The organism is Pristimantibacillus sp. Z349TD_6 (assembly GCF_056173205.1).
On the sequence record NZ_CM149662.1, the window covers coordinates 6,557,565 to 6,583,011 of the forward strand.

Below are 25,447 nucleotides of genomic sequence, written 5' to 3' on the forward strand. Positions count from 1 at the left end.
AACTAGTCCATAGCAACCCCTTATTCAATTACAATAATTTTAAAAAATTACAATTTTTTCACATAATTATACAATAACTGTGTAGTTTGTGCCCGTGTTACTAGCGACTGTGGAGCAAATGTTGACGCACCTACACCTTGCATTAACCCAGTAGCAATAGCATGATTTACTGCTTCAATTGCCCACTTAGACACTTTGGACGCATCCGAATAATTCTCTATTTGGTTACTGCCTCTCAGGAATTGCTTACCTTGCCATTCTGACGCACGCATAATCATTACTGCCATTTGCTCTCGACTTAACGTTGTGTTTGGAGCAAAGTTATCTGCACTTATACCTTCGATTAAACCCGCATTATAAGCAAGTGTCACAGCTTCATGATACCATGCTGTATCAGGTACATCGGTGAAGGGTTTATTCGATGCTTGATCGTTTACTTGTAGTCCAAGAATTCGAACTAGCAATGCAGTAAATTCTGCGCGTGTAATCGAATCATTCGGAGCAAAGCTTAGTTCCGTCTTGCCTTTTACAACGTGATGAGCACTCAACACTTCAATCGCACGCTTAGCCCAATGATTATTCGGTACATCATCAAACTCTTTTTTAAACTGCAGAGGTGCATAAATTCCTGCTTCTGTAATCATTTGTTCTATAACGTTTTGATTATTGCTCCAAATTCCCCCAACATATTCCCACTGCTGCTTCTCGTTATAGCGATAAATGTCCACTAGCTCTTCATCCAGTGTAGTTGAAATCTGCACTGTCAGTGCTACTGGCCAAGTCGTTAATTTACGCTCCTGCTGCTCTTGATCCACCACATATAGTTCAACCAAATAAACCGAACCATCAATTTTCTTATCTATTTGATATTGAGATTGATCAAGTGCTTGTTGTATTTGGGATGACAGTGATTGTAATTGATAAACTACCTTCAATTCATTAGCTTCTCCAAGTTGCTGTGCAAGTACAGCAAGTGCTTCTGGACTTAATTCTAATCGATCATTTCCATGTGTAAGCACTACACCATGCTGTTGTACTGCCTTACTTAATGGAAGCACAACCGCTATTTTGCTAGTCTGCAGTTTGACCGTTTCTTGTGCTAGCACCTCTGCTTCTGTAATAACAAGTACTTCATCAGTCTCCTCACCCGGATTGGGATTGACTGGACCAATCGGACCGATCGGGTCGACAGGGTCGACTGGTTTAGAAGTAGAATCAATTACTATCTGAGACAATTTTGTTTTTTCAGTATGCCCCAGGCTGTCAACCGAGTAATATTGAATTTTGTATTGACCATCCTTGATTAATTCGATTCGCTTATTAGAATCATAAGCTGACCATGTGTTGCCTTCATCTAGACTATACATTGTACTTGCTACACCTGATCCTGAATCGAACGCTGTCAATATTGCTGTCACTGGACCAGTATAAACTCCGCTGTTTGTTTGCTCACTTGCACTAGTTACGTTTACTCTTGTCACAGGTGCGCTGACATCTACTTTTAAAGAATGTATAATTTGTACTTGTTCAATATTTCCTGCCCAATCCACGGAACGATATTGGATTTCAAATTGTCCATCTAACTTCAGCACAATTTTATTACTAGGATCATATTGAACCCACGTCATTCCACCATCAAAACTATATTCTGTTTTCGCTACACCAGAGCTATCTTCACCCTCGTCTTTAGCAATCAATGTAATGATGATTGGATTAGTATACCAACCATCAGCATTTGGAACTGCCCCAGAATACACATTTATCAAAGTTTCTGGTACATCTAAATCTCCCTGTTGCTCCAACAAAATATAGTCGAGACCTAAGAAATGTTTCTGTGTAGCATGGGTACTGTTAGTTTCATTTAACATCTCAAATCTAACAATATATTCACCCGGCTCAGTAAATTTGTATTCACCTAGCTCTTTCATAACATATTTAGTTGAACCGTTGTAATTATCTGTATTATCAGCAATTAAGTCGAAAGGCTTGTTTTCTTTCCCAATAGATAATTTATAAATACCACGGTTAAAAGCTTGTCTTTCCATCACTTTAACCTTATAAATGCCGGCTTCCTTTATAGTTACGTTATACTCAACAAAGCCCCCTGGTGCTCCGAAGGAATAGTAAACCGCATTCCCCCCTGTAGCATTTGCCTCATAAAGAGCTTGTGGAGCTAAACTTTTGTTACGAATATTCGTTTCAGCTTCTACTTGCACACGTTCTGGACTATAATGTCCCGGCCCGGATGTCGGTTGCTCCTTTATTTTTTCTAGAGACCATATTTGTGCTGGATTTACATCAGAAAGAGCCTCAACAGTAACAAAAGTTTCAGTGTCACCACTTGAAATACTAGACAATACTAGACGGTTCTTAACATTGTATATTCGATATTTATCATCAGCTACATGTACAATACTCCAATATTGTCCAATATCACTCGTTTCATTTGCTATCTCTCGTTGTTCAATTGCATTAGCATCATTTAATAGGATCGCTTTATCACTGTACCGGTTAATAATCATGTATTTACCATGACCGATATCTTGCAACTTCCATTGTGCAAACAACATTTCGCCATCATCGGATTGTAAACCTACATTTACACCTTCAAAGTAAGAAGTACTAGCTAAATAGCTTTGATTAACATTATTGGTAAATTGCCATTTGTTTTTCGTTGTAAATAAATCTATCCCTGTTGGCGTTGGCATTTGGCTATCCATCGAACAGACATATAACTCATTGATGTTTACATGATCTGATTCACTAAACACGGTTAATTGTAAAAAGCGCATTGGAATCGAATCAAATGTTACTGCCTGTTCTGATATAGCTGTGATTGGTAAAGGAAAATAACGAATACCGTCTAAGCTATATTCCAGCATAAATTGAACAGGCTGCTCAGTATCAGCCAACACATCAAAACGATTGATACCCGTATACGTATACCCTAAATCAATCGTTACTGCACCTTCTGAGCCTGGCTCAATTGCTACACCTGTTTGAGCGTTGCCATCAACTAACTCATTATAGCGTGTCAATTCAGCTCCATCAGCTTTGTATGCTGAGTTAACAGAAATATTAGCAGGTGCAGATTCTAGCTTCTCCCCATCACTGACAAATGTAATACGAGGATCATTTACATCTAGAATCGTATCTCCGTAACGAACGATAGGCTGTGGAATAGTATCTGATAATGCATCAATTTGTGCGGATACAAGTTGACGGTTTTTCCACTCAATACTAATCTCATACCCACCTCTAGCTTTTACACCAACTAATTTTCCGCTATCCCAACCTGTTGGCAATGATGGCAATAGTTCAATTTCTCCTGTATGACTTTGAACGATCAGTTCAGGAATATGCGCACCAGTTGGCACCCAAGATACCGTCCTGCTTGCTTCTTCACTTTGGAACAATGTAATAGAGTCAATTGCTTTATCCGGCTCACCTAAACGTGACCACATAAAGGCCTTACTCGGAATGGTTCCTCCATGTAAACGATATTCAAGTGATGCCTTTGCAGCTTCATACAATTCTGGAGTACCGCGTTTTGTTATAATATCGGTAAAGAATACCCCGACTAAATGTGACGCATGGCGATGTGCTTGTTCTTTTGTTGGATAATCATTGTTATATTCTTTAATTAATCCATTTTCAATCGGGATTGGCAGTAATTTCTTCACAGCTGCCTCAACTTCAGCTTTAAGTTCTGATTTCCAGTTCTCTGCTCCCAGTATGGAAGAAGCTTTCAAATAATCATTAAACAATTGCCTAGTTAATGTCATATCTACCGTACTGCCACGAGTTAATGGCATCAGATACCCATCAGATAGTCGATACGTATGTTCAGGCGATGTAGATGGAGAAGTAACTAGATAACCGTTACTGTCCTCCACGAGTAAACTAAGTAAAAATTCCGCTGCCCCTTCTAGTAACGGATATGCGACGTCTACCAAGTATTTCTTATCTTGCGTAAATTCATAATGGTCATAAATGAGATACATTAGCCACGTTCCGCCAGTTGGGAATACAACGTATTCGTTAGCAGTTTCATTCTGCCCACTACCTAATTGTGTGGATAGCCATATATCTGAATAATGTGGTCCCATCCACCCTTCCCAGCCATATTCCGCTGCTGATTTAGCCCCGCTAATAGCCAAGTTCTGTGTCCAATTCCGCATATATTCACCTATTTCTGGTATGTTGGCGGTTTCAATTAAAGCAAAGTTTTTTTGCACTACTTCGTTTAAAAAGATCGCCCCGTACCAATCTGGCGTCCAGCTCTCACTCCACATTACCATTGGTGGCAAATCCCTCCAATGACTAGTCGTCTTCATTTCGCGGTTTGCTGAAATCATTCCATAACGAGAAAATTGGTACGTTTTTATGTGATTATCAATTTCACCATTTACTTCTAGCCACAGCTTACGGAAAAGCTTACGAAAATCTGCAATATGTGTCTGAAGCATGTCTTCATAGCTTTTGCTACTAGCTGCTTCTATTATGCTATCCACTATTGGTGTGGGATTAACCCCCTCCTGTCCTGGGTTTGGCATTTTGAAAGGGCCATTATAGCTTGTAGCATTAGAATAAATCAGCACTACCTCGCTTGCATCGTTGACCTCTAATAAGCGCCCATCAGCACTCGCCCGTATATTGGCAGCCTCAGATGCTTGAATACGCAAACGAGACTCATAAGTAATTCCTCTGCCCTCTTCCCACTGTTTAATATTAGTGTTGCCACGACTATATGGTGCAGTACCCGTCATAATTACTTCATTAATACCAGTCTCTGAATTTGCTTGAACATAAACTGAAGTAAATTCTTTATTCATTAAAGTTGGGTTTTCCATAGTAGCAGTAAAGCTCATCGGTTGATCGTCATCATTCGATAATTTGATGACAATCACATCATCAAGATAGCTTGCGAATACTTCACGCTTGTAAGTGATTCCATTTACTACGTATGTTGTTGTTACTAAAGCTCTATCCATATCAAGCACCCGTGAATAGTTCGAGAAGTTATCCATATTATCAAATTGCAAGTTAATTTCACCGATTGGCAAATAAGCAGAACTGCCTCCTTCCTTCCCCCACATACTTGTAGCTGCAAGGTTAGCTGCTTTAAGTTTGCTCTCTCGTTCTGTCACAGTTGTTGCTGCTTCTGCTTCTGCTAATAGTCTTCTGGTTTCTTCCATTGCAGCTTTTCTTTCATCCTTACGAAGCTCATCCTCATTTGGTTCAGCTGACCAAAACGTTTTATCGTTTAGTGTTAAGCGTTCATTGACAACTCCACCGTATACCCTTGCGCCAATACGACCATTACCGACAATAGCACTAGAATTATTTCCACCCGGGTATACCTTACCTTCCTCTGTCCAAGTATATTTCAGTAGCTCCCAATTTCCTGCTTTTTGCACTGGAAGAAGTGGTTTGTTCGGAATCTGGTTCAGTACTAAATTTGTATTTTCATTAGAAACATTAGCTCGTACTGACTGTGCCGGCATAAAACAGCCGATAATTAACGAGCAAGCAAGTATTACCATTACTGCTGCCTTAAGTTGATATTTCAATGCCTTTTCCTCCCTTTAAGTTAGCTATCAAAACTACTATACCGATACAACACCTTATTTTTAAGGAACATTTTTTCGGGATTTCAACATGATATTTGGGATCTTATATAAATTTAGTAGTGACTGAATAATCTCTCTATCATTACAATTGCCTCGGCTCTCGTTGCTAGATCATGTGGTGCAAATAGATTGTTACCTTTACCTTTAATAACTCCCTCTTGAACCGCGAGAGCTACAGAAGATTGTGCCCAATCTGGAATACTGTTTCGATCATTAAATGTTAACTGCAACTCCCCCCCCGGCGGTTTATTCAAACTGCGAGCAATAATAACAGCCATTTCTGCTCTAGTAATATGATTGCCTGGACGGAAAGTCTGGTCAGGATAACCTTGGATTAAACCACTCTTAACAATTTTCGCAATACTTGAGCGTACCCAGCTGGCAATCTTATTCGAATCTGTAAATGCAAGCTCTTCCTCTTCTCCCAATTGCAATGCACGAGTCAGCATTACCGAAAACTCTGCTCTAGTGATCTGACCATTCGGTTGAACAGTTTGATCAGGGTAGCCTGTTACGTAACCACGTTTTACAGCTTTGATAATAAGCTCTTCCGCCCAATGGCCTTTAATATCAATTAATTCATCTGCTGTTATTGTTACTTTTGTTTCAGACTGTACATGTTTAATTTGAGAACTTTGTTTACTGTCTACAAGCTTTAGGGATTTCCAACCAAACTGTGCTAAACCAGCTTGCTTAGCTTTAAAAGTCAATTGACCGAAATTAACAAGTCCTGATTCGCCCGATTTTTTTCCGATTTTAGTATGAGCAATAACAACTTCATTGTTTTTCTTTAGTGGATTAATTGAAAAACCTGCAATAGCCGTTTGAAAAGATACCAGCTCTACCAAATCTGGATTATAGCTTATTGCCGCTTCATAACCGTAAACATCCTCGATGTTAGCTCCAGATAATGAAACAATAATATTTTCGCCCTTAACTACTTGCTCTTTACTGCTTGTCATTTGAAATGTCATCTCTGTTGCTGCCATCGTATTTACAGGTAATAAGCCGATTGATAATAGTAGACAAACGGACAAAATAAAAAACATTTTCCCTCTCATCTGCGTACTCCTCGTATTCACATTGGAATTTAGACTAGCTAATTATACATCTGCTTGTTATCTCATTTGTAAAGCAACGGCTACTAAATCAGCAATATTAATAATACCGTCATTTGTTACATCCGCTTGTTTAATGTTTGACCAGTCACTGCTTGTTGAACTTTTACCATAATGAGTGGCAATAAAGCTTAGATCCACTAATGGAGTCTCTACTTTAGGCTGCTCTCCCGTCGGGTTAGTCGGAGGCTGCTTCCGCTTATTTAGTGTGATCGCCTCCACCGGGATCGAGTCTATTTCCGCCCCATCTGCTTCTGAGATAATAATTGGATCAACTATAATATTGGTTTCTATATTTTTATTAATAGCTTTAGCTTCAAATAATAGTTTGACGACTAGCACATCGCCGCTTATCGCATAATCCATTCCATTACTAGCTAAAACAAGACGTATTTTTCCAGGAGTAGAAGTGTCTGTTGCAAGCAAACTCAAGCCTTCTACTAAGGAATTAGTCGAAATAAATTGTAGACGGGCAGCATCATAGTTAATGGTAACGTCTTCTGCTAAAACTTTGTTTTTCAGCCCTTTTAATCCAATTTCCACTTCTAAAGTATCCCCATCTTCAACTGTTGCAGAGGCAATAATTTCAACCGCAACTGAACTTACCTGACTATTTTGGAATGTAAGTAGTGCTTGCTGCAGTAATGCACTAGCCGAATTTATTTCTTCTACCGTTGCATTCTGATCGTCAGCTGCCGTTTGAGCAGTTTGAATTGCTGTTAATAATTGTTGTTTTGCATTAATCGGATATTGGCCAGATTTATTGCCTGTTTTTGCATCCTCGTAAAGCTTGATTGCCTTAGCAATCACACCTTGCAATACCGTTGCTTCAGATGGTGATAGGCCTGTAACCATGAGATCTGAAAAGCTGGCATCGGCTCGCACCGTACCAAGCCCAATTTTCGCAACAGAATAGGTGAGCTCTGGATCAACTGCCGTTAACACAATATCATCGTCAATATAAATGCGAATCAATTGATCCTGTACTTCAACCTTTAATCTGTACCAAGTATTCGGCTGGAATAAATACTCTATCTTTGCCTCTATTGATTCATTGCTAAGACGTTTCAATGCGGAATGCACGCCGTTACTATTTTTCATAATGGATAGCTGATTATTACGCATAGAAACATAATAATGATTATTTTCATTTAAGAATCTGGTATAGAGCTGAACAGCACCATCCTCATCCAAGTGATCGGGACGAACTTTAATATCAATAGTATAGTTGTCCCCCATAAAAGTAGACAAAGAGGAAATGGCTTGCTGATCCTGATAGCTCTCGCTTTTGTAAATAATATCATTAGATTCGCGATTCAATTTCCAAAAGCCGCTAAGCTGATTCCATGCTTCATTAGCGAGGAGATCACTTTCTGTCCATCCTTGCTCTACAAGCACCGGGCTGACCAACACAAGAAATACGGAGTTGATAGTCATGTCAACATTTAATGAAATATTGTCCGTTGCATGTTTTACTCCGCTTTCAATTAATTGCGGTGCAGTTTGCTTTAAATCGTAATACGTATTTCCACGTGTAGCATCCACGGCATAAACTTCATAATGTAAATTCTGATTGGCCAATGCAGTCGGTAAATTGTTAATGTTTAAAGTTAAATCATATTCATTGTAGTAGGTTTCGATTTGATAATTATGGACGAGCACCGCCACCTGCTTCTCATCTTTAGTTGCAAAAGCGATTGGCTCTCTGCGCGCTTCATCATTCGAATTGCCTGTAACATTCAATATAGTTGATGGCATTCTCGCTTGCATTTTCATAACATTGCCTATTGGCGTTGGAACAAGCTTTCCAAGAACAGGTGTGTAATACTTATCATCTACCGATGTCCAGGCTGCAAATCGGTTTGTACTATTAGCTACGTCTCCCCAGCTTATGCGAAGCGAGGTCACCTCCTGTACAGATCCTAAATCGAGATAAATCGGATTGTAGGACATGACGTTCGATCTGTATGAAGTCGCTAAATTCCCATCCGTTATCCGCTGGTAATCCATTGCCTGAGCGTTAAGCTTGGTACCGTTTTTGTTATATACTTCAATTTCATTAATAATGGAAATACCGAATTCACTGTCAGGAACAATAATGATATAGCGTGCTTCCGCCTTTACAAAAGAATACTCTGAAAAATCGCCTTGCTGCTGCAAGGATGGAACAGGTGCAAGCCTATATTCTGCGTGATGCTGTCCCGGTTGATTGATTGTGTAATAATGTGTAACTGCACGAAGCTCCTTTGTATTATAAAAGGTCGATGCTGCTGCGTAATGCGCTCCGTAAATTGCTGCCTCCTGATGTGCACTTATAGTTGGATGCCCTGGATTGTAACCAGGCAAATTGTAACCGAACTCTGTAAGGTTTATCTTTGTACCAGCTAATCCACGTGATTCCAAATCCTGCTCTAATTCTAATAACGCATCATCAAAGTTGCGAGAGCCGTAATTGTGGAAAGAGTAGAAGTCCATTTGCAGCTGTTCATCTTTTACAACATCTAAATATTCTTTAGTGAATTCCCAGCTGCTTCGATGGAAATTTGGACCGACCTCTATTGGGCGACCATTATTAATTTCCGCGTTTACTCTATTAGTTGCACTTATTGAGCGTTTGTATTTCTCCACATACAACTGTACTTTTCCTTTATGTCCGGTATCACCTTCATTTATTGCTTCATAATAAACAAATTTAGGGACATGATTTTTTAATTGTTTTAATGTTTCATATACCTGCTGTTCATAACAGTCGAAATCAAATTGTCCTCCAACTTCGCAAGACATTGGTGTTCCACTAATAGCAATACTTACATTTTCATAATATTTGCTTTGATCCATTACATACTTTAATAATCTTTCGAAGTTAACGCTTATCGGGTTTCCACCAAACGGCCGAAGAGTATCGTTATAATAAGTATTAGAATAAACGTGTAAGGTTTCTTGCTTGTAATTGTATGGAAGCTCCATAATTTGCGGATCACCAAATGTACGAACATGATTGCGCTCAGGTCTTGTTGTAAGCTGCCTTTCTTCTGAAGAAGCATCAACGTTGATTGTCCAATTTTGTATAGCTGTATTCGCATACAATTGGCCCATTGGTGGCAGGAAGCTTATCAGCATTAAAAAACATAGACTTACATATAATGAAATTTTTCTTTTCCTAATCATGCGTTCCTCCTTGTGATGCTTTGCTGTATAATCAATAGTTTTGCAAATACTCGTAGGAACCATTTGCAAAGCTATTGCTAATTCAAAGCTATTCAATCATTTCATCTATTAATCATTTCGCTCGCAACTAGTGATAAATCCAGAATATCAATATTACCATCGCCATTCACGTCTACTTTGCTTGCTTCTTCCCAATCAGCACTCTCTGTATATTTCCCATAATGTGCTGCAACAAGCGCTAAATCCCCAATGCTCACTCGATGGTCGCCATTTATATCCGTTCCAACAGCTACAGATTTTGGAGCAATATTTATTGATATTGCTGCTTCTAGCGGATTAATTTCCATTGCATCACCGTTAAGAACAGCACCAAGCTCACTTCCACTTGTTTCAATCGCACCTGTTACCATTTGCGTTGTTTCTTTCGCTTTCCAATGTAATTCAAACAAAGCAGCGTCACCTATTATTGCATTTTCAATACCCAAAGCAGCACCGATGATTACTACTTCTCCATCTAACTCTTGCAAGTCGTCAATAGGTACAATTTGCAATTTGGGCAGCAATGACTCAATATTAACAAGCTCAAATTTATCTGCATCGTAATTCACTGATATATTAAGCGCTGTCATCGGAGCCGTGACATGTTTTATTTCAAGTACAGTAGTGAACTCTTCTTCACTCGTCACTTGTTCTGGCCCATCAAAACTTAGTGTAGTTTGACTAGTATCAATTGCAAAAGCAACACTTTGTTCTGCTTCTTCATTACCTGCAATATCGACCGAGCGATAATATATCGTATATTGGCCATCATCACTTACTAGTAATGGGTTTAATGGATCATAATCTACCCAATCTTGGGAATCATTCATACGATATTCTGTTTTTGCAACCCCTGAAAAATCATCATTTGCATTCAAAGCAACTGTTACCGGCTGAGTATACACCGTTTTTCCAGGTAGAAGCTCTGGTGTTATTGTCGCTGTAGTAACTGGTGCTTCGTTATCATCTGCCGTTAATTCGATGTAATCTAATCCAATATACATTTGAGCTGGATTAGTTGTATTGCTTGAATTTCTACCTATCACCATAAATGTGAAAATCTGCTCTCCTGATTCAGTAAAATGAACGTTTCCGAAATCAATAAGAGTAAAAGTACCACTCGATGCATAGTTGTCTCTCGGAGCTCCATGATCTACTCCATTAATTTTCAGCTGATAAGTTCCACGATTATTGGCATTTCTTTGTCTTATCTTCAAGCCATATGTCCCTTCTGCTTGAACATTAATTTTGAAGCTAATATAATGCCCAACCTCTGATGATGAAAAATAAAGAAACTTGCCAGCACTAGCATTAATATCAGGATATACATAATAGCTAACCAGCTGCGTTTTTTCCGGTACTGCGTTCTCCACAAGTCCCTCAACTTCAATTCTCAATGCATTCAAAGCATCATCTTCAGGTGCAGCATCCGCTATAGATGAATATTGCATACTGATAATTATCATCGCCATTACAACAATCGATAAAAAAAACTTAACATTAGATAGCGCTTTCATAACATGACCTCCGTATGTAATAAGATTAATAACTCTTACATTACTGTAATCATATCGCGATATAAAACTATTGATAATAAACGTTTTTTGGGGAATAAAGCACAAACTTCGGCAAGCATTATTTAGCAGGCTATTGGTTATATACCTTACCTGGCACAAGAAAAAAGCCGAGCAGATGACAGGATCAATCCTGTATTTGCTCGACTCAATATAATATACTGGAAGACATATATCATTTAAAAGCTTCTCAATTCACATTTTCCACTTGTAATACGATTTGCGCTCGTTTTAAGCCATGAGCAGTTGCCTTTACAGTCACTTCTCCACCTTGATCCGATGCTTGAATTAATACTAAACACCAGCCATTAAATGCTCTGCGATAATTGGCTTTGTCAGATTCATGACTGCTTGGATCACCGTTGCCTACACCAAGCAAATGTCCTGCGCCAGTTACTTCAAACTGAACATCATTATCGGCAAGAGGTAAGACATGACCATCCTTATCCAGGATAGCTACTCTTACAGGAATTGTATCTAATGAATCTGCCCTCATTGTCTTCCGATCAGGATACAGTGCGATTTGATGTGCAGCACCGGTTGTAACTACGGCGAATTCTTTAATAACCATACCGTTTGTTTTGCCAATAGCTTTCAACTCACCTGGTTCATACGTAACCATCCAGGATAGATGATCATTGCGATCAACTGCTCGTTCACCTAAACTCTTACCGTTTAAAATTAATTCTATTGTTTCTGTATTTGCAAATATGCGTACTTCTATCTCCTGACCAACTTTATTCGGCCAATTCCAGTGCGGAAATACATGAACGACCGGCTCAACTGTCCAAGCTGCTTGCATATAATAGTAAACATCTTTCGGAAAGCCGCATGTATCCATCAAACCAAAATGCGAGTTAATACATGGCCATAATTGCGGAGTTGGTTCGCCTCGATAATCAAAGCCTGTCCACATAAATACTCCTGTTAAAAACGGATGACGTACAACATCCCCCCAAGCCTTCTCTGGACTGCAGCTCCAAGGCGGAATATTCGTTCCATACGTGGAACAATACCCTTTTGCCGCATCATCTTCATAAATGCCCCGCGTTACTGTAAAGCTAGCACTTTCACTGCCTAACATAATGCGATTCGGATAGGTCTCATGGTCACGCACATCCAACCCATCACGTTGCCCATAGTTATAACCAATAATATCGACTACATCAGCGTAACCACCGTCATTCCAACCATGATTCATTGCTGCTAGTGTTGGACGCGTCGGATCTAATCGCTTCGTAGTATCGACTAACGTTTTTAGAATGCGCGCCCCCATTACAGTGCCTTCTAATATCTCTTCATTCTCCATACTCCATATAATGACACTCGGATGATTACGATCCCGATAAATCAACCTTTCCAATTGTGACAATCCATTCGTGCTGCTATCCAGCCTCCTATTCTCATCCATCACTAACATACCTAAACGATCACATATGTCTAGCAATTCAGGAGTAGGAGGGTGATGGGCACTACGATATGCGTTACAGCCCATTTCTTTTAATAGCCTTATTTTGTATTCAATCAAGCTTACAGGCAACGCGACACCGACCCCAGCAAAATCCTGATGATTACATGTTCCTTTAATCGGAAGATGTTGCTGATTTAAAAAGAAGCCATGTTCAGAATCAAACCGGATACTTCGAATACCAAATGTTGTTTCATACTGATCTATTAATACTTCTTTAACTATAATGTTTGTCACCGCAGTGTATAAAACTGGTGTATCAGGCGACCATAACGCTGGTTGATTTACTATGATTTGTTGTGTAACGGTTTCTGTTGTGTACCAGTCTACCATTACATCAACAGATTCAGTTATCAGTAACTCACCGGAAGCATTATAGATTTGGGTTACTACATTTACATCCTTCCGCTCTGTATATTCATTTTCAACTTTCATTTCGATATGAACCTCAGCATCTGTTGCAGTAATAACAGGTGTCGTTATATACGTACCGAACTCCGCTACATGAAGCTTATCAATCTCTTCCAACCAAACATTGCGATAAATGCCACAGCCTTCATACCACCAGCCTTCATAGTCGGTAGCATCTACTTTAACAACAATAACATTTCTCCCTTCATCGCCATAACGCAATACATCCGATAGATCATACGTAAAACCAATATAACCGCCTCGATGCTCTCCTATTAAATGACCGTTTACCCATACTGTACTTAAACCACTCACACCATCAAAGCGAATGGTCCACTTCTTCCCTTCTCCATCCTTTGGAATAGAAAATTGTTTTCTGTAAAAACCGATACCCGTTGGCAAAAAACCATGACTGCCAGGTCTTGCGCCTATCGTATTATCATTTACATATTGCTGCTCCACACACCAATCATGCGGCAGCTGCAATCGTCGCCATTCTAAATTAGCGGGAACCATTCCTTTATCATTAAAGGCGATATGCAGCCATACCCCTTCTTCAGTACCCATATTATCTGTAATACCACCGGTCATACCGGCTTTCACTGCAACAGGAATATCGATATCTCTTTCATAAAAATCCCAGTCAAAATTAAACAATTGTTTCTGTCTATTACTTTCGGTGAACGTCACTTGTAAAACCTCCTATAACCTTTAACCTTTTACTGCCGCACTCGCAACACCTTGGATAATATATTTCTGGAACAATAAAAATACGATGATCATCGGCACAATTGCTGCTGATGCAGCTGCCATCATTCCGTTATAATCCACCGAATTCTCAAGAATAAAATTTTGCAGAGCAAGCGGTATTGTATAAAGTTTTTTATCGATCAAGAAGATAAGTGCATTTTCATAATCATTCCAGTGCCATGAGAAATCTAGTATAGCTAGCGTTGCAATTGCTGGCTTTGCCAATGGAACAATTATTTGTAAAAATATTCTAAAATGCCCAGAACCATCAATAAGAGCTGCTTCTGTTATTTCTTTTGGTATTGATATAAAAAACTGACGCAGCAAAAACACTCCAAAAATCGTAAAAATACCCGGAACAATTAAAGCCAAATGCGTATTGAATATGCCAATCCAGTTGAAAATTAAAAACTTAGGCACGAATAAAATTTGTGGCGGTATCATCATCATGGACAGATAGAGTAAAAACATCGCATCTCTGCCTTTGAATTCAATTCTAGAAAATCCATAGGCAGCTAGTGATGATATAAACAAAGAGCCTATCAATGATATTATGGCTACTTTTAGTGAGTTCATATAATATAGAACAAAGCTCTGGCTGCCAAACCAAACATTCTGATGATGCTTCCATTCAATGGTCTCCGGTATCCACCTAATAGGATATTCAAAAACGGTTGCCGGAGTTTTAACAGAGGTGCTTAGCATCCAAAATAATGGAATAATCATCAACAGGCCCATTATAAAAAATAGGATAGTAAGGAGGAGTTTGCTCCATACCAGTGTTGATTTTTTCTTCAAGAGAGGTTCTCTACGAATTGGAGAATTGTTCAATTTAGTAGCATTCATCATTATCTCTCCCTTCTTATTCGTAATGGACCCATTTTTTCTGGCCATACCAATTTACAAGCATCAACATTAAAATTGCCATAAAGAGTACCCATGACACCGCAGATGCAAAGCCCATTTCATAATAGCGGAATGCCGATTTATAAATATAGAGTGCGAGTACAGTTGTACTATCTCCTGGCCCCCCACCTGTAATCGCTTGAATCATACCAAATGACTTTACAGAGCCGATAAATCCAGTTACAAGCAGTAAAAAGGTAGCCGGGCTAACAAGCGGTATTGTAATATGTCTAATAATTTGACGCGATTTCGCACCGTCAATTTTCGCTGCCTCCATGAGCTCGGTAGATACATTTTGCAAAGAAGCCAAATAAATGATCATATTGTAGCCAACGGACAACCAAATCTGAATAATGACAATTGCATAGATTGAAGTACTCGATGTAGAAAGCCACCCCGGCGGATCTGTAATACCAATTGCTCTTAATACGTTATTAATCGGACCATTTCTTGACTCAAACAACAGCATCCAAATAAATCCAACCGCCACCCCATTCATAACATAAGGCAAGAAGTACATAGAACGCAGCAGTTTTTTGAAGTACATGCTTTTATTCAATGCAAATGCAAGAAAAAACGCAATTATAAGTGATATAGGCACATGTGAAATAAAAATTAATGTATTATTTACGGAACGATAAAAGGAATCATCCCTGAATAACCGCTCAAAGTTTTCAAAACCTACAAACTGCGGCATTTTCCCGCTCATAAATTTCCAATCCGTAAACATTAAATAAAAGGAAAATAGTGCCGGTACCAAGTATAGAAGTATAATCCCAAGCATACTTGGTGTAACGAAAAGATAGCCTGCCATTCTTTGCCGCTTATTGTAGTCCAACTTCATATAAGGTACCTCCAAGTAAAAAGAGGGAGTGCAATGAAGCTCCCTCCTTAAAATTCATCTATTATTACTGTGCAAGAAATTCATTATGACGCTTAACGATATTACTCATGGCTGCATCGAGAGTTTGTTCTTTCAAAAAATAACGCTCAATCTCTTCTTTTCGAATATCACTTACTTGACTTGGGTTCGTATTCACAAACGTTTCTTGTCCTTCCAGTACTACTGCTTTAAGTGAATCCATATCGTAAAGATGCTCCAAACCTTCCGTCATTAGCTTAACGACTTCATCTAAATTCGCATTTTTGGAGGCTGGGATTCTTCCGCCTTTAGCCAGGTAACCTACGCCTTCGTCGATATACCATTTCAAGAACGTCCAAGCTTCTTCTGAATGCTTCGATTTAGCGTTAATAGAAACTACATCACCCAAACCGCCATCACTCTTGAAACCAGCTTGCTTATCTACAGCGCTCGGCATAGTTGCAAATGCAATTTTAAAGTCACGCGGGAAATCCGTCAGATTACTAGCGGATCTGAAGTTCCAGCCACCGCCGCCAAGCATACCTGTTTTGCCTGTCAAAAACATCGTATCTACAGCCATCTTGGTAGCAATTTGGTCGCCATATGTCGGGATTGATTTGTCCTCGTACATCATCGCATGCCATGCTTCAAAACCTGCCCTAACCTCCGGTCTATCCAATTTGGATTGGCCATTTTCTGCAATATCATTTTGCAATGTTCCATCCATTTGCGTGTAATAGAACCAATCGAACTGGGCAAAACCAAATTCAAATTTATCCTTCAGTGCATTCGCATATTTGCGTAGATCATTCATGGACCAATCTAGTGGCGGAACTGGCAAGCCAGCATCGTCTAGCGCATCCTTATTCAAAAAAATAAAGTTTCTTGACTGATTTGTCGGCGCTCCGTAAAATGCACCATTGAATTTCCAGCCTTCAGCATCCGATCCCACTGCTTCTACAATGTCAAAATCGGTACGTTCACTTAAATTGATTGCTACATTGCTCGCGACACGCTTTTCAAGAAATTGCTTGTTATAGTTGACATACAAATCTACTTCCTGACCTGTAACTAGCGCAGTATCCAATTTAAGGTTTCCGCTTTCATCGTTAACGAAGCGAACATACTCAACTTGAATGTCGGGATTTGCAGCATTCCAGGCATCTACCATATCCTGTGGGCCTGCTTCTTCTGGAACCGCTCCCCAAAACTTAAGAGTAACCTTCTCTTTTGGTTTAGCTGTCGCTTCGGTTGTCGCTGACGGCTTCGATGTATTCGCTTCACCGCCGCTTTGATTTTTGCTGCCGCCACCGTTGTTTGATGTGCCGCAGGCTGACAACATAAGAGTGAAAGCAAGTAATAAGATCGTTGTCAAACGCCAAGATTTAATTTTCATAACACCCTCCGAATAATGTTTTTTTAATTACACCCCAAGAATACCATTGTTATAAATAGCTTAGAAGAAACAGATTTCGCTATCTATTGCACAGATTTTGTTTCTTGCTTTAATCATTTTCGGATATAGTTAGAAATTTGCGAAACTCACTTGGCGTTGCAGCCATCATCTTTTTAAATATACGGACATAGTAATTGACGTTTATAAAACCGGATAACTCAGCAATATGTGCAATTGTAAAGTCAGTTTCTCTTAATAGCGCTATCGACTTAATTATCCTTACTCGCTGTACAAAGGAAATTAAAGTATGCTTCGTTTTTTTTTTAAATAATTCACTTACATAGCTTTGGTTCATGTTTATGTAGTCAGACATATTTTTTAATGTGATCTGTTCTCTATAATTCGCATAAATGTAACTTATGATTTTATTCACTTCGGGATGATCGGTGTACCTCTCTTCATTATCACTCAATTGAAGCTGAGGCAATAAATGCTCAACCATCGTCAGCTTTCTCTGCTGCTGCAATTCTTTATTCATTTTTTGGAGGATGGCTTGAAACTTATCACGTTCTAAAGACAATTTCAATACATAACCGGATGCCCCGTATTCAATCGCTTGCTGAGCATATTCAAACTCATTCATACAAGTAAGCATAATAAAACGACAATCAAAACCCTCATTACGCACCGTTTTTAACAAAGTAATGCCATCCATCTCCGGCATCATAATATCACAAATGACCAAATCGGGCTGGTATTTCCTAATAAATTGCAATGCACTTTCACCTTGCCGGCATTCTCCTACAATTGTAAAACCTTCCTCTTCCCAGGCCATAAAATTTTTCAAATACATTAAAGAATACGGTTCATCCTCAACTAAAAGCGTTTTCCACATGATGCTAGCCCCCTTCTTTATATGGCTCCGACTTTAAAAATGGTATCTTCAAGTGCACTGTAGTCCCATTCTCAGAAGAATTCATTTCAAACTGTGCATCTTCCTTAAACAACAATTGTAAGCGTTCCCGAATATTATCGAGACTTATCCCTTTCCGCTTTCTCAATACTTTTGTTTCCCTCGCTTTGTCTATACCAATCCCATTATCAGAAACCTCAATAACTAAATAGCTATCCAGCTTTACTATTCGTATAACAATTATTGGTTCTGCATTATCTTTAAATGCATGAATCAGCGCATTCTCTACAAGCGGTTGCAAACTGAATTTCGGCACAAGCGTATGCTGCAAACTCGGCTCACTCTCAAACTTTATTTTTACGATTTGACCAAAACGCTGTTCATATATAAAAATAAATGAATGTATTAATTGCATTTCCTCTTCTAAAAAGATCATGTCAATATCAACATTAAGCCCTGTTTCCAAAATTTTACCAAGAGCTACACTAACCTCATGCACTTTATGCCGTTCTTCAGGTATAACCGACATACTTTTTATCATATTTAAAGTATTTAACAAGAAGTGAGGGTTCATTTGTGATAACAACACCTGAAATCGAACTGCTTCCTTCTGTCTCTCTTCTCTTTTTAACTTTGCAACCAAATTCTCAATATCATCAGCCATAGAATTAAAGTTTTGTACAAACGTCAACATTTCCCCATCAAATCGTTCTTCATCGATTCTAGTTTTTAAGTTGGAGCTTGCCAACTGTCTCATTTTACGTTGTAATTCTCGCAATGGACGACTCATATTAGAGGAAGTAGCGAAAGTAACAATAATAAAAATAATAGTTAATATATTAAACGACCAAAAAAAGGAGGATCGCAATTGATTTGTTTCAGCAAATAATATATTAATAGGGATAACCCGGGCTAAATACCAATTCAGAGTAGGTAAATAGCTAGAATGATAAGCAAATTGACCATCATTGATACTTGATGATTCATTTTTTCTAATTTGCTCTATTACTTTTTTCCCATCCATTTCATCGTCTTCGTCAGATGCTAATACGATTTCTCCATTTTGATCGAGAATATAATATTTCTCATTATTGACCGACTGTTTTTTCATTTTTGAGAGCCATTGCTTATAATCAATACTAATTCTTACAATTCCATACGTACTCAATTGCTCGTCCTTCAATACAGCATATAATGACAAGAGCTCTGGACTTATCGTATAATCTCGAACCACATAACTAGCTTCTCTTTTCCATAGATAAGCCTCATTTTGAGACTGCATTTCCTCAAACATATCTATCATTATCTTCGATTGATTATCATTATTTAGAGGTCGATAGGTTAAAAAATTTCCCCCTTGCAGATCGTTTATCGTATAAAATACTAAAGGTGCAGAAAGATACAAACTGCTCGTTAAGCCATTAAACAAAGCTTCAATTTCATCTCTTCGATCCAGATAAGAATATTTTTCAGGATTTTTCAGCTTATCTTGAATTGAAAGATTCTGCTCAAGTAGTATCTTAGTTTTCACAGCAATCCCCATGTAATCCTCTAGCTCCTGCCGAATCACTTCAAGCGTACTTTGACTTTGCTCACTGCTTTTCAGCCACATTTTTTTCTCAACCGTATAAAAACTATATAAATTAATTGCAGACAAGGGGATAAGAAGTAACAATAAATAAGCAAGAAACAGCTTGTATTTCAATGTCGAAGGAATAATTTTTTTAATTAATCTTTGCAACAAATTGCGTTTCATCATCAAGCTCTCTCCTCCTTCCAAGTCTAATATCAAATTAAAGCCGCATAACAACTCTGCTTACATTGCATACCTGGCTTCTCAATTTAATAAAAAAATCCTATTCTTAAAATTAAACTATACCGAATGTTTTTAAAATTGTAGACTCAGGTTTTACGGCAATTTCAGTATAATCTTTGGCTATTTCCTAATACTCACTATCACACCATAGATTGTTTCAGCTCACAACAGTCTAAAAAAAACTATTCCGTTGATAGTTGATCTGAGAGCTCCGATACCTGTCTAAATTGCAAATACAGTCGTCAGTTGAAAGTTCTGCAAGGCTACTCAACTTAGATATATACTTATGTAATCCCTCCGGTTACCTCGAACGACTTACACGACTTCTACTTTAATAATACATGAAAACTCGCTCTATTTTGTAGATATTTGTAAATAGTATAGGATGCCACAATCCTTCCCTATCCATATTACAAGGGAAAGAGATATGTTGTTACTGACGCCCCCACATGACCGGATATTGTGGCCGCCATATGGTATATATATAGAGGAAGTGGTTTAACTGCTAAGCCACCATAAAGTACGTGTATTTGATCTTACGGATATCTGTGAAGACTTTTTAGTCGGTGTATCGAGCGATGATGAAGCAGCCAGCCTGGCAGTACTTGATCGCTTTTGTGACAAGTGGAAACCATCCTATCTTAAAGTGATCAAATCCCTAGAAGAAAACCCGCACATCTTTACGTTCTACAGCTTCCCTAAATCGATCTGGAGAAGTATATTCATTTACACATAATTCTTGACACTACCTCTGATTTGATCTATAGCTCTTATTGTTAATAAAAAGGAAAGTGAAATCTAATTAGCTAAGACAACAAGTCTCACTTATTATGATGATTTTTGATCAAATCATCTTATAATTCACTTAGAGTCTAATGTAATCAATATTTTGAGATCAAAACACAAAAACCCTGATAGATCAATGTTCATGATCATATCAGGGCATATTTAAGTCTCATTTATAACTGTTTTTTGTCTCATCTATTGTCGTAACCTGTCTCATGTATAACCGTTACCCACACAGATGGAACCAAGAACTACTCCTAAATCTTATACGCCTTCATAGCCTTGCGGATTTCTTTCAAGCTAGGGCGCTTGCCGTACATAAGCACGCCGGTGCGATAGATCTTAGCGGAGATGTAGACCGCTGCGTAGATTGAGACGAGCAAGATGCCGAAAGAGAGAAGCGTCTGCCACATCGGCACTTCCGTCAGCCCAAGGCGGAGCAGCATGACGAATGGCGAGAAGACCGGAATGTACGACGTCACCTTCACAAGCATGCTGTCCGGCGCGCTTATGCTGAAGATTGCGATGTAGAAGCCCGCTAGAGAGACGAATGTCAGCGGCATGACCGCTTGACCCAGGTCTTCCGTCCGGCTTACGATTGAACCGACCGCCGCGTACAGCGTCGCGAACAGGAAGAAACCCGTCAGGAAGAACAGCAGCGCGTAGATGAGCAGAATCGGATCGACGAGCGACAAGTCGATGTCGAGATTGCCTAATGCCCCTTTGTTATGCGGCATGGATATGTTCGTCAGAATGACGGCTAAGTAGAATGTGACCTGCACGATGACGACGACGAACATGCCGAATATTTTGCCGAACATTTGCTTCAGCGGCGATACGCTCGTAATGAGGATTTCCATGACGCGCGAGCTTTTCTCCGCCGTAATCTCCGACGCGATCATGTTGCCGGAGGTCATGATTGCCATGAACAGGAAGATAATCATGACATAGATGACGCCCATGTTGACGCCTTGCTCCGCCGGTGTTCTGCCCGTGTTGCCGCTGCCCGAACCCTCGCCGGTATAAATCTGAACGGTGCCGATCTTGATCGGAGCCGAAAGCTGCGCCATTTGCTCGGCCGAAAGGCCTGCATCCTGGAGCACGTTCGTTTGGCGAATTTGCAAAAGCGCTCCCTGCAGTGATTCCGTCATGCCGAATTCCATCAGCTTCTCGGACTTGTAAGTCATTTCCGGGAAACCGCTGTCCGTCATATCGCCGAACTCAAGGTAGCCTTTGATTTCCCCTTCATCGATTGCTTTTTTCAGCTGCTTCTCGTTTGCCGAGGCATCGCCTTTGTCCTCAAGAGGAACCATCACGATGTTCGAATTTTCTTGTTTCTCGTAGTACGCCTTCAAGCTGTCGCCTGTTGCCGTACCGCTCGCCGCTTGTTCGCTCTGCGACTGGATATAGCCGATATTTGTTACTTTGTCGCCTTTATCAAACTGTGCAATGATATAAGGAAGATTAATGCCGATGCTGAGAATTAACGCGATAATCAACGTAGTAATGACGAAAGCTTTGCCTTTGACCTTATTCCGGATCGTAAACCCTACTACCGTCCAGAAACTATTCATGACGATCACCCACCATTCGGATAAAGATTTCATTTAACGTCGGTTCCTTGATTTCGAAATGATTCACGTTCGCCTGCTCCATCGCCAAACGTAGAATGTCAGCACCCGCCGCTTCGTAGGAGATGGCAATGTCGTAGCCGCGCTCCGTGCGTGTGACGCCGGTTACGCCAGCCAGCCGATCGAGTCCGCTAATTTCTTTGTCAGTGCCAAGGATGACACGTTCTCTCGGAAATTGTTTTTTTATTTCCTTCAAACTACCCTTCAAGACCGTGTTCGATCGATGCAAAATCGTAATGTTGCGGCACAGCTCCTCGACATGCTCCATCCGGTGCGTCGAGAACAGGATGCTCGAGCCGGAGTCGCGCAGCTCCTTCACCGTCGACTTCAACAATTCGACGTTGACGGGGTCAAGTCCGCTGAACGCTTCGTCCATGACGACGATGCGTGGTTTGTGGTTGACAGCCGCGATGAATTGAATCTTCTGCTGGTTCCCCTTCGACAGCTCTTCGACCTTCTTGTTGTAATATTCCGGCACCTCGAACCTCTCCAGCCACTGCTTCAGGTTGCGGTCGGCATCCGCTTTCGACATTCCTCTGAGCTGCGACAGATAGATGATCTGATCGCTGACCTTCACCTTCGGATACAGCCCGCGCTCCTCCGGCAAATACCCGAGCAGGCTAAGCTGCTCATTGCTGTAAGGCTTTCCGTTGTAGAGAATTCGCCCTTCGTCCGGATAGATCAAGCCGAGCACCATCCGCATCGTTGTTGTTTTGCCGGCGCCGTTGGCCCCGAGCAGGCCGTAAATCTCGCCCTCACTTACCTCCAAGCTAATTTCGTTGACTGCTGTTTTATCCCCGTATTGCTTAACTACCTTTTCTACTATTAATGGATTCATTTCATTACTCCCCTCTACTAGTTCATTCTTGTATTTAATCTATCTTGTGTAAGCAAAGCATTCATAATCTCATCCAGCTCTAGTGCCTGCCTGCTTACAATCTGATAGCCTTCCTCAGCACACCATGCTTCAGCTTCTGCAGCCTGATTTGTCGCAATTCGATAGGTCGTACCGCCTGCATGCTCAACAACGGTTTGACCTGGGATTAACGCTGCTTTCTTCGGAGTCAGATCCGCTCCACTTACAAATAACGTAAACCAACTGCTGAATAACTCATCCTTCTCGTACATGCCAAGCACTCTGCCTTGAGCCATAAAGATGATAAAATCAGCAAGTCGTTTCACCTCTTCGATGATATGGGAGGTCATAAGAATGGTACGATCTCCTCGATCCATGTACCGATGAAGCACCTCAATCATCGTTTTCCATGCAAGCGGATCAAGCCCTGAGGAAGGCTCGTCGAGCAGGAGCAGCTCCGGATTATGTGTTAGGGCTAGTGCAAATTCAAATTTGCGACGCATCCCCTTCGACATTTTGCCAAGCAGCTGATTATCATCGACCTCAAGAATGCGAAGCAGCTCCCGATAACGATTCACATCCCATTTGTCATACCAGAAGCGATGAAACTCAGCTTTCTCCGTCCCCTTCATGTTGTCCTCATGCGGGGAGGATTGATCATGCAGGTAACCAATTCGTTTTTTAACCTCTGTGCTGAGCCCATTCTCCACTTGCTCTCCAAGCAGCTGAATGGTGCCCACATCCGCTTTATCCAGATCAAGCATTAAGCGAAAGGTGGAGCTCTTACCGCATCCGTTCGGCCCAACAATGGCAGTGATGTAACCCTGTGGAATACTCATATGGACCGGCCCTAGTTTGAAGCTCGCACGATTTTGCACAACGCCGTCTAATTGTATCGCCATCGTCTCATTCATCATATGTCCCACCCTTTAATCAAAATGCTTGCTCATCGCTTCTTTAAACATCGTCTGCAGCTCTTCCTCTGTGCACTGAACCCGCTTGCCGGCTACAACTGCCTGCTCTAGCGCTTCAATAACAGCAGCAAGACGATGCCGGTCACGTTCCTGATCACCTACCTGTGCCACATAGGTGCCAGTTCCTTGCCTTGTTCGAAGCAGCCCTTCCGCTTCCAAATCGTTATATACTCTTTTTACTGTAATCACGCTGCACTTGACGGTTTGGGCAAGCTCGCGAATCGATGGCAGCAGCATCCCTTCCGAAAGTTGGCCGCTGACGATTAAGGCTCGCAATTGTACTTCGATCTGATGATAAAGCGGCTCTGCACTTTGTTCATTAATTTGGATCGGCAGCCGCATGAGGTTCACCTTCTTCCATTCTCAAATATCTATGCTCTGTAGGTTCTTTTCTCCAGCCGATTTTCAATTCGTTTAACGCCGAGGAACGCAGCAGCAACACCAATAGTTACGGTTATGATTGGCAGCCACCAACTGCCGTTCTCGATTGCATGCAGCGAACTTGAGACAATATTTCCAATATCCAAAAAGGCTAGACTGATTGAAAAGATAAGCAGAAAAGCGAGATAAGTGATGTTGAAGAAAAAATATGTTTTTCCTGAATGCCCCAATTCCCAGTATACATAACCAATCCCCATTGTCAGTGAATAGCCAAACCAGCTTGCTCCATATAACACGAAGCTTAAGGCTGAAATATCAACGCCCATATTCCGTGCAATGATAAATTGCAATAAGAAGAAAACAAGTTGAGCAGCAAACAATACGATAGCCAGCTGAATGATTCTCCCTAGTGCAATTTGTTTCGATGAAATCGGCAGCGTTCTCCATTGTGCGATCTTCCTCGTATAGGAATTCTCTTTCCAGGAACGCATCATTGTCTTATTAGCAATGAACCCTAGAACAGGCAGAATCGAAAGGTAAATGAAATCGAGTGACCAGTTTCCGAATGGTCCATTTTCCCCTATGAAGCCATCTCGCATTAAAGGAACGGTAAATAACAATAAATATCCAATAAAAAATAATGTAAAAAGACTTTTCCAACGATCTTTAGCCAGCTCATGCTTCGCTAAATACCATGCACCCTTCCATAACCCCACAGCATTTGCTCCCTTCAATCGCTTAGCGAATATACTGTATATATCCTTA

General features: G+C 40.3%; 15 protein-coding genes and 1 pseudogene. 1 reads left to right on the forward strand and 15 read right to left on the reverse strand.

Translation table 11 applies throughout. The features are described 5' to 3' along the window. Positions 1-47: 47 nt before the first annotated feature. The 10 genes from AC0VYE_RS28465 to AC0VYE_RS28510 all read right to left on the reverse strand — a co-directional run bounded on the left by AC0VYE_RS28465 (position 48) and on the right by AC0VYE_RS28510 (position 19,997). Positions 48-5,573 carry a glycosyl hydrolase family 95 catalytic domain-containing protein gene (locus AC0VYE_RS28465; protein ID WP_475443995.1) on the reverse strand — a complete coding sequence of 1,842 codons (5,526 nt, stop codon included), beginning with the start codon at positions 5,571-5,573 and terminating at the stop codon, positions 48-50. Between the two features lie 113 nt (positions 5,574-5,686). Further along, complete coding sequence (locus tag AC0VYE_RS28470; protein ID WP_475443997.1) at positions 5,687-6,694, reverse strand: S-layer homology domain-containing protein; 1,008 nt, start codon at positions 6,692-6,694, stop codon at positions 5,687-5,689. 57 nt (positions 6,695-6,751) lie between these two features. Then, positions 6,752-10,015: a cohesin domain-containing protein gene (locus AC0VYE_RS28475; RefSeq protein WP_475443999.1), complete on the reverse strand. Its 3,264-nt coding sequence runs from the start codon at positions 10,013-10,015 to the stop codon at positions 6,752-6,754. Between the two features lie 5 nt (positions 10,016-10,020). After that, on the reverse strand, positions 10,021-11,475 hold the full coding sequence (locus AC0VYE_RS28480; protein ID WP_475444001.1) for an OmpL47-type beta-barrel domain-containing protein: 1,455 nt from the start codon (positions 11,473-11,475) through the stop codon (positions 10,021-10,023). A 247-nt stretch (positions 11,476-11,722) separates the two neighbouring features. Beyond that, a complete protein-coding gene (galA, locus tag AC0VYE_RS28485) occupies positions 11,723-14,101 on the reverse strand; it encodes a beta-galactosidase GalA (protein WP_475444003.1) in 2,379 nt (792 codons plus the stop codon). A gap of 21 nt (positions 14,102-14,122) precedes the next feature. Further along, the gene (locus AC0VYE_RS28490; RefSeq protein ID WP_475444005.1) at positions 14,123-15,010 is read right to left on the reverse strand and encodes a carbohydrate ABC transporter permease; all 888 of its coding nucleotides are present in this window, start codon (positions 15,008-15,010) and stop codon (positions 14,123-14,125) included. 13 nt (positions 15,011-15,023) lie between these two features. After that, positions 15,024-15,911 (reverse strand): carbohydrate ABC transporter permease, encoded by an 888-nt coding sequence (locus AC0VYE_RS28495; RefSeq protein ID WP_475444007.1) that lies wholly within the window; start codon positions 15,909-15,911, stop codon positions 15,024-15,026. Positions 15,912-15,975: 64 nt separating this feature from the next. Further along, positions 15,976-17,325 carry an ABC transporter substrate-binding protein gene (locus AC0VYE_RS28500; RefSeq protein ID WP_475444009.1) on the reverse strand — a complete coding sequence of 450 codons (1,350 nt, stop codon included), beginning with the start codon at positions 17,323-17,325 and terminating at the stop codon, positions 15,976-15,978. 109 nt (positions 17,326-17,434) lie between these two features. Then, entirely contained in the window at positions 17,435-18,220 is a 786-nt protein-coding gene (locus AC0VYE_RS28505; RefSeq protein WP_475444011.1) for a response regulator transcription factor, read from the reverse strand. Positions 18,221-18,224: 4 nt separating this feature from the next. Then, a complete protein-coding gene (locus AC0VYE_RS28510; protein WP_475444012.1) occupies positions 18,225-19,997 on the reverse strand; it encodes a sensor histidine kinase in 1,773 nt (590 codons plus the stop codon). 571 nt (positions 19,998-20,568) lie between these two features. On the opposite strand from AC0VYE_RS28510, the pseudogene AC0VYE_RS28515 reads away from it, so the two are divergent. Beyond that, positions 20,569-20,778, forward strand: a pseudogene (locus AC0VYE_RS28515) (transposase); the annotation flags it as partial. A gap of 319 nt (positions 20,779-21,097) precedes the next feature. On the opposite strand, the gene AC0VYE_RS28520 reads toward AC0VYE_RS28515, so the two are convergent. The 5 genes from AC0VYE_RS28520 to AC0VYE_RS28540 are packed head-to-tail and all read right to left on the reverse strand — an operon-like array spanning position 21,098 to position 25,398. Further along, positions 21,098-22,447, reverse strand: coding sequence for an ABC transporter permease (locus AC0VYE_RS28520; RefSeq protein WP_475444015.1), 1,350 nt, complete (start codon positions 22,445-22,447; stop codon positions 21,098-21,100). Then, on the reverse strand, positions 22,407-23,309 hold the full coding sequence (locus tag AC0VYE_RS28525; RefSeq protein WP_076267143.1) for an ABC transporter ATP-binding protein: 903 nt from the start codon (positions 23,307-23,309) through the stop codon (positions 22,407-22,409). Before AC0VYE_RS28525 ends, AC0VYE_RS28520 begins: the two co-directional genes overlap by 41 nt. 17 nt (positions 23,310-23,326) lie before the next feature. Then, positions 23,327-24,244, reverse strand: a complete 918-nt coding sequence (locus tag AC0VYE_RS28530) for an ABC transporter ATP-binding protein (protein ID WP_475444017.1) — start codon at positions 24,242-24,244, stop codon at positions 23,327-23,329. 12 nt (positions 24,245-24,256) lie between these two features. Next, the gene (locus AC0VYE_RS28535) at positions 24,257-24,643 is read right to left on the reverse strand and encodes a GntR family transcriptional regulator (protein WP_076267145.1); all 387 of its coding nucleotides are present in this window, start codon (positions 24,641-24,643) and stop codon (positions 24,257-24,259) included. A 29-nt stretch (positions 24,644-24,672) separates the two neighbouring features. Beyond that, entirely contained in the window at positions 24,673-25,398 is a 726-nt protein-coding gene (locus AC0VYE_RS28540; RefSeq protein ID WP_076267146.1) for a hypothetical protein, read from the reverse strand. Positions 25,399-25,447: the final 49 nt, after the last annotated feature.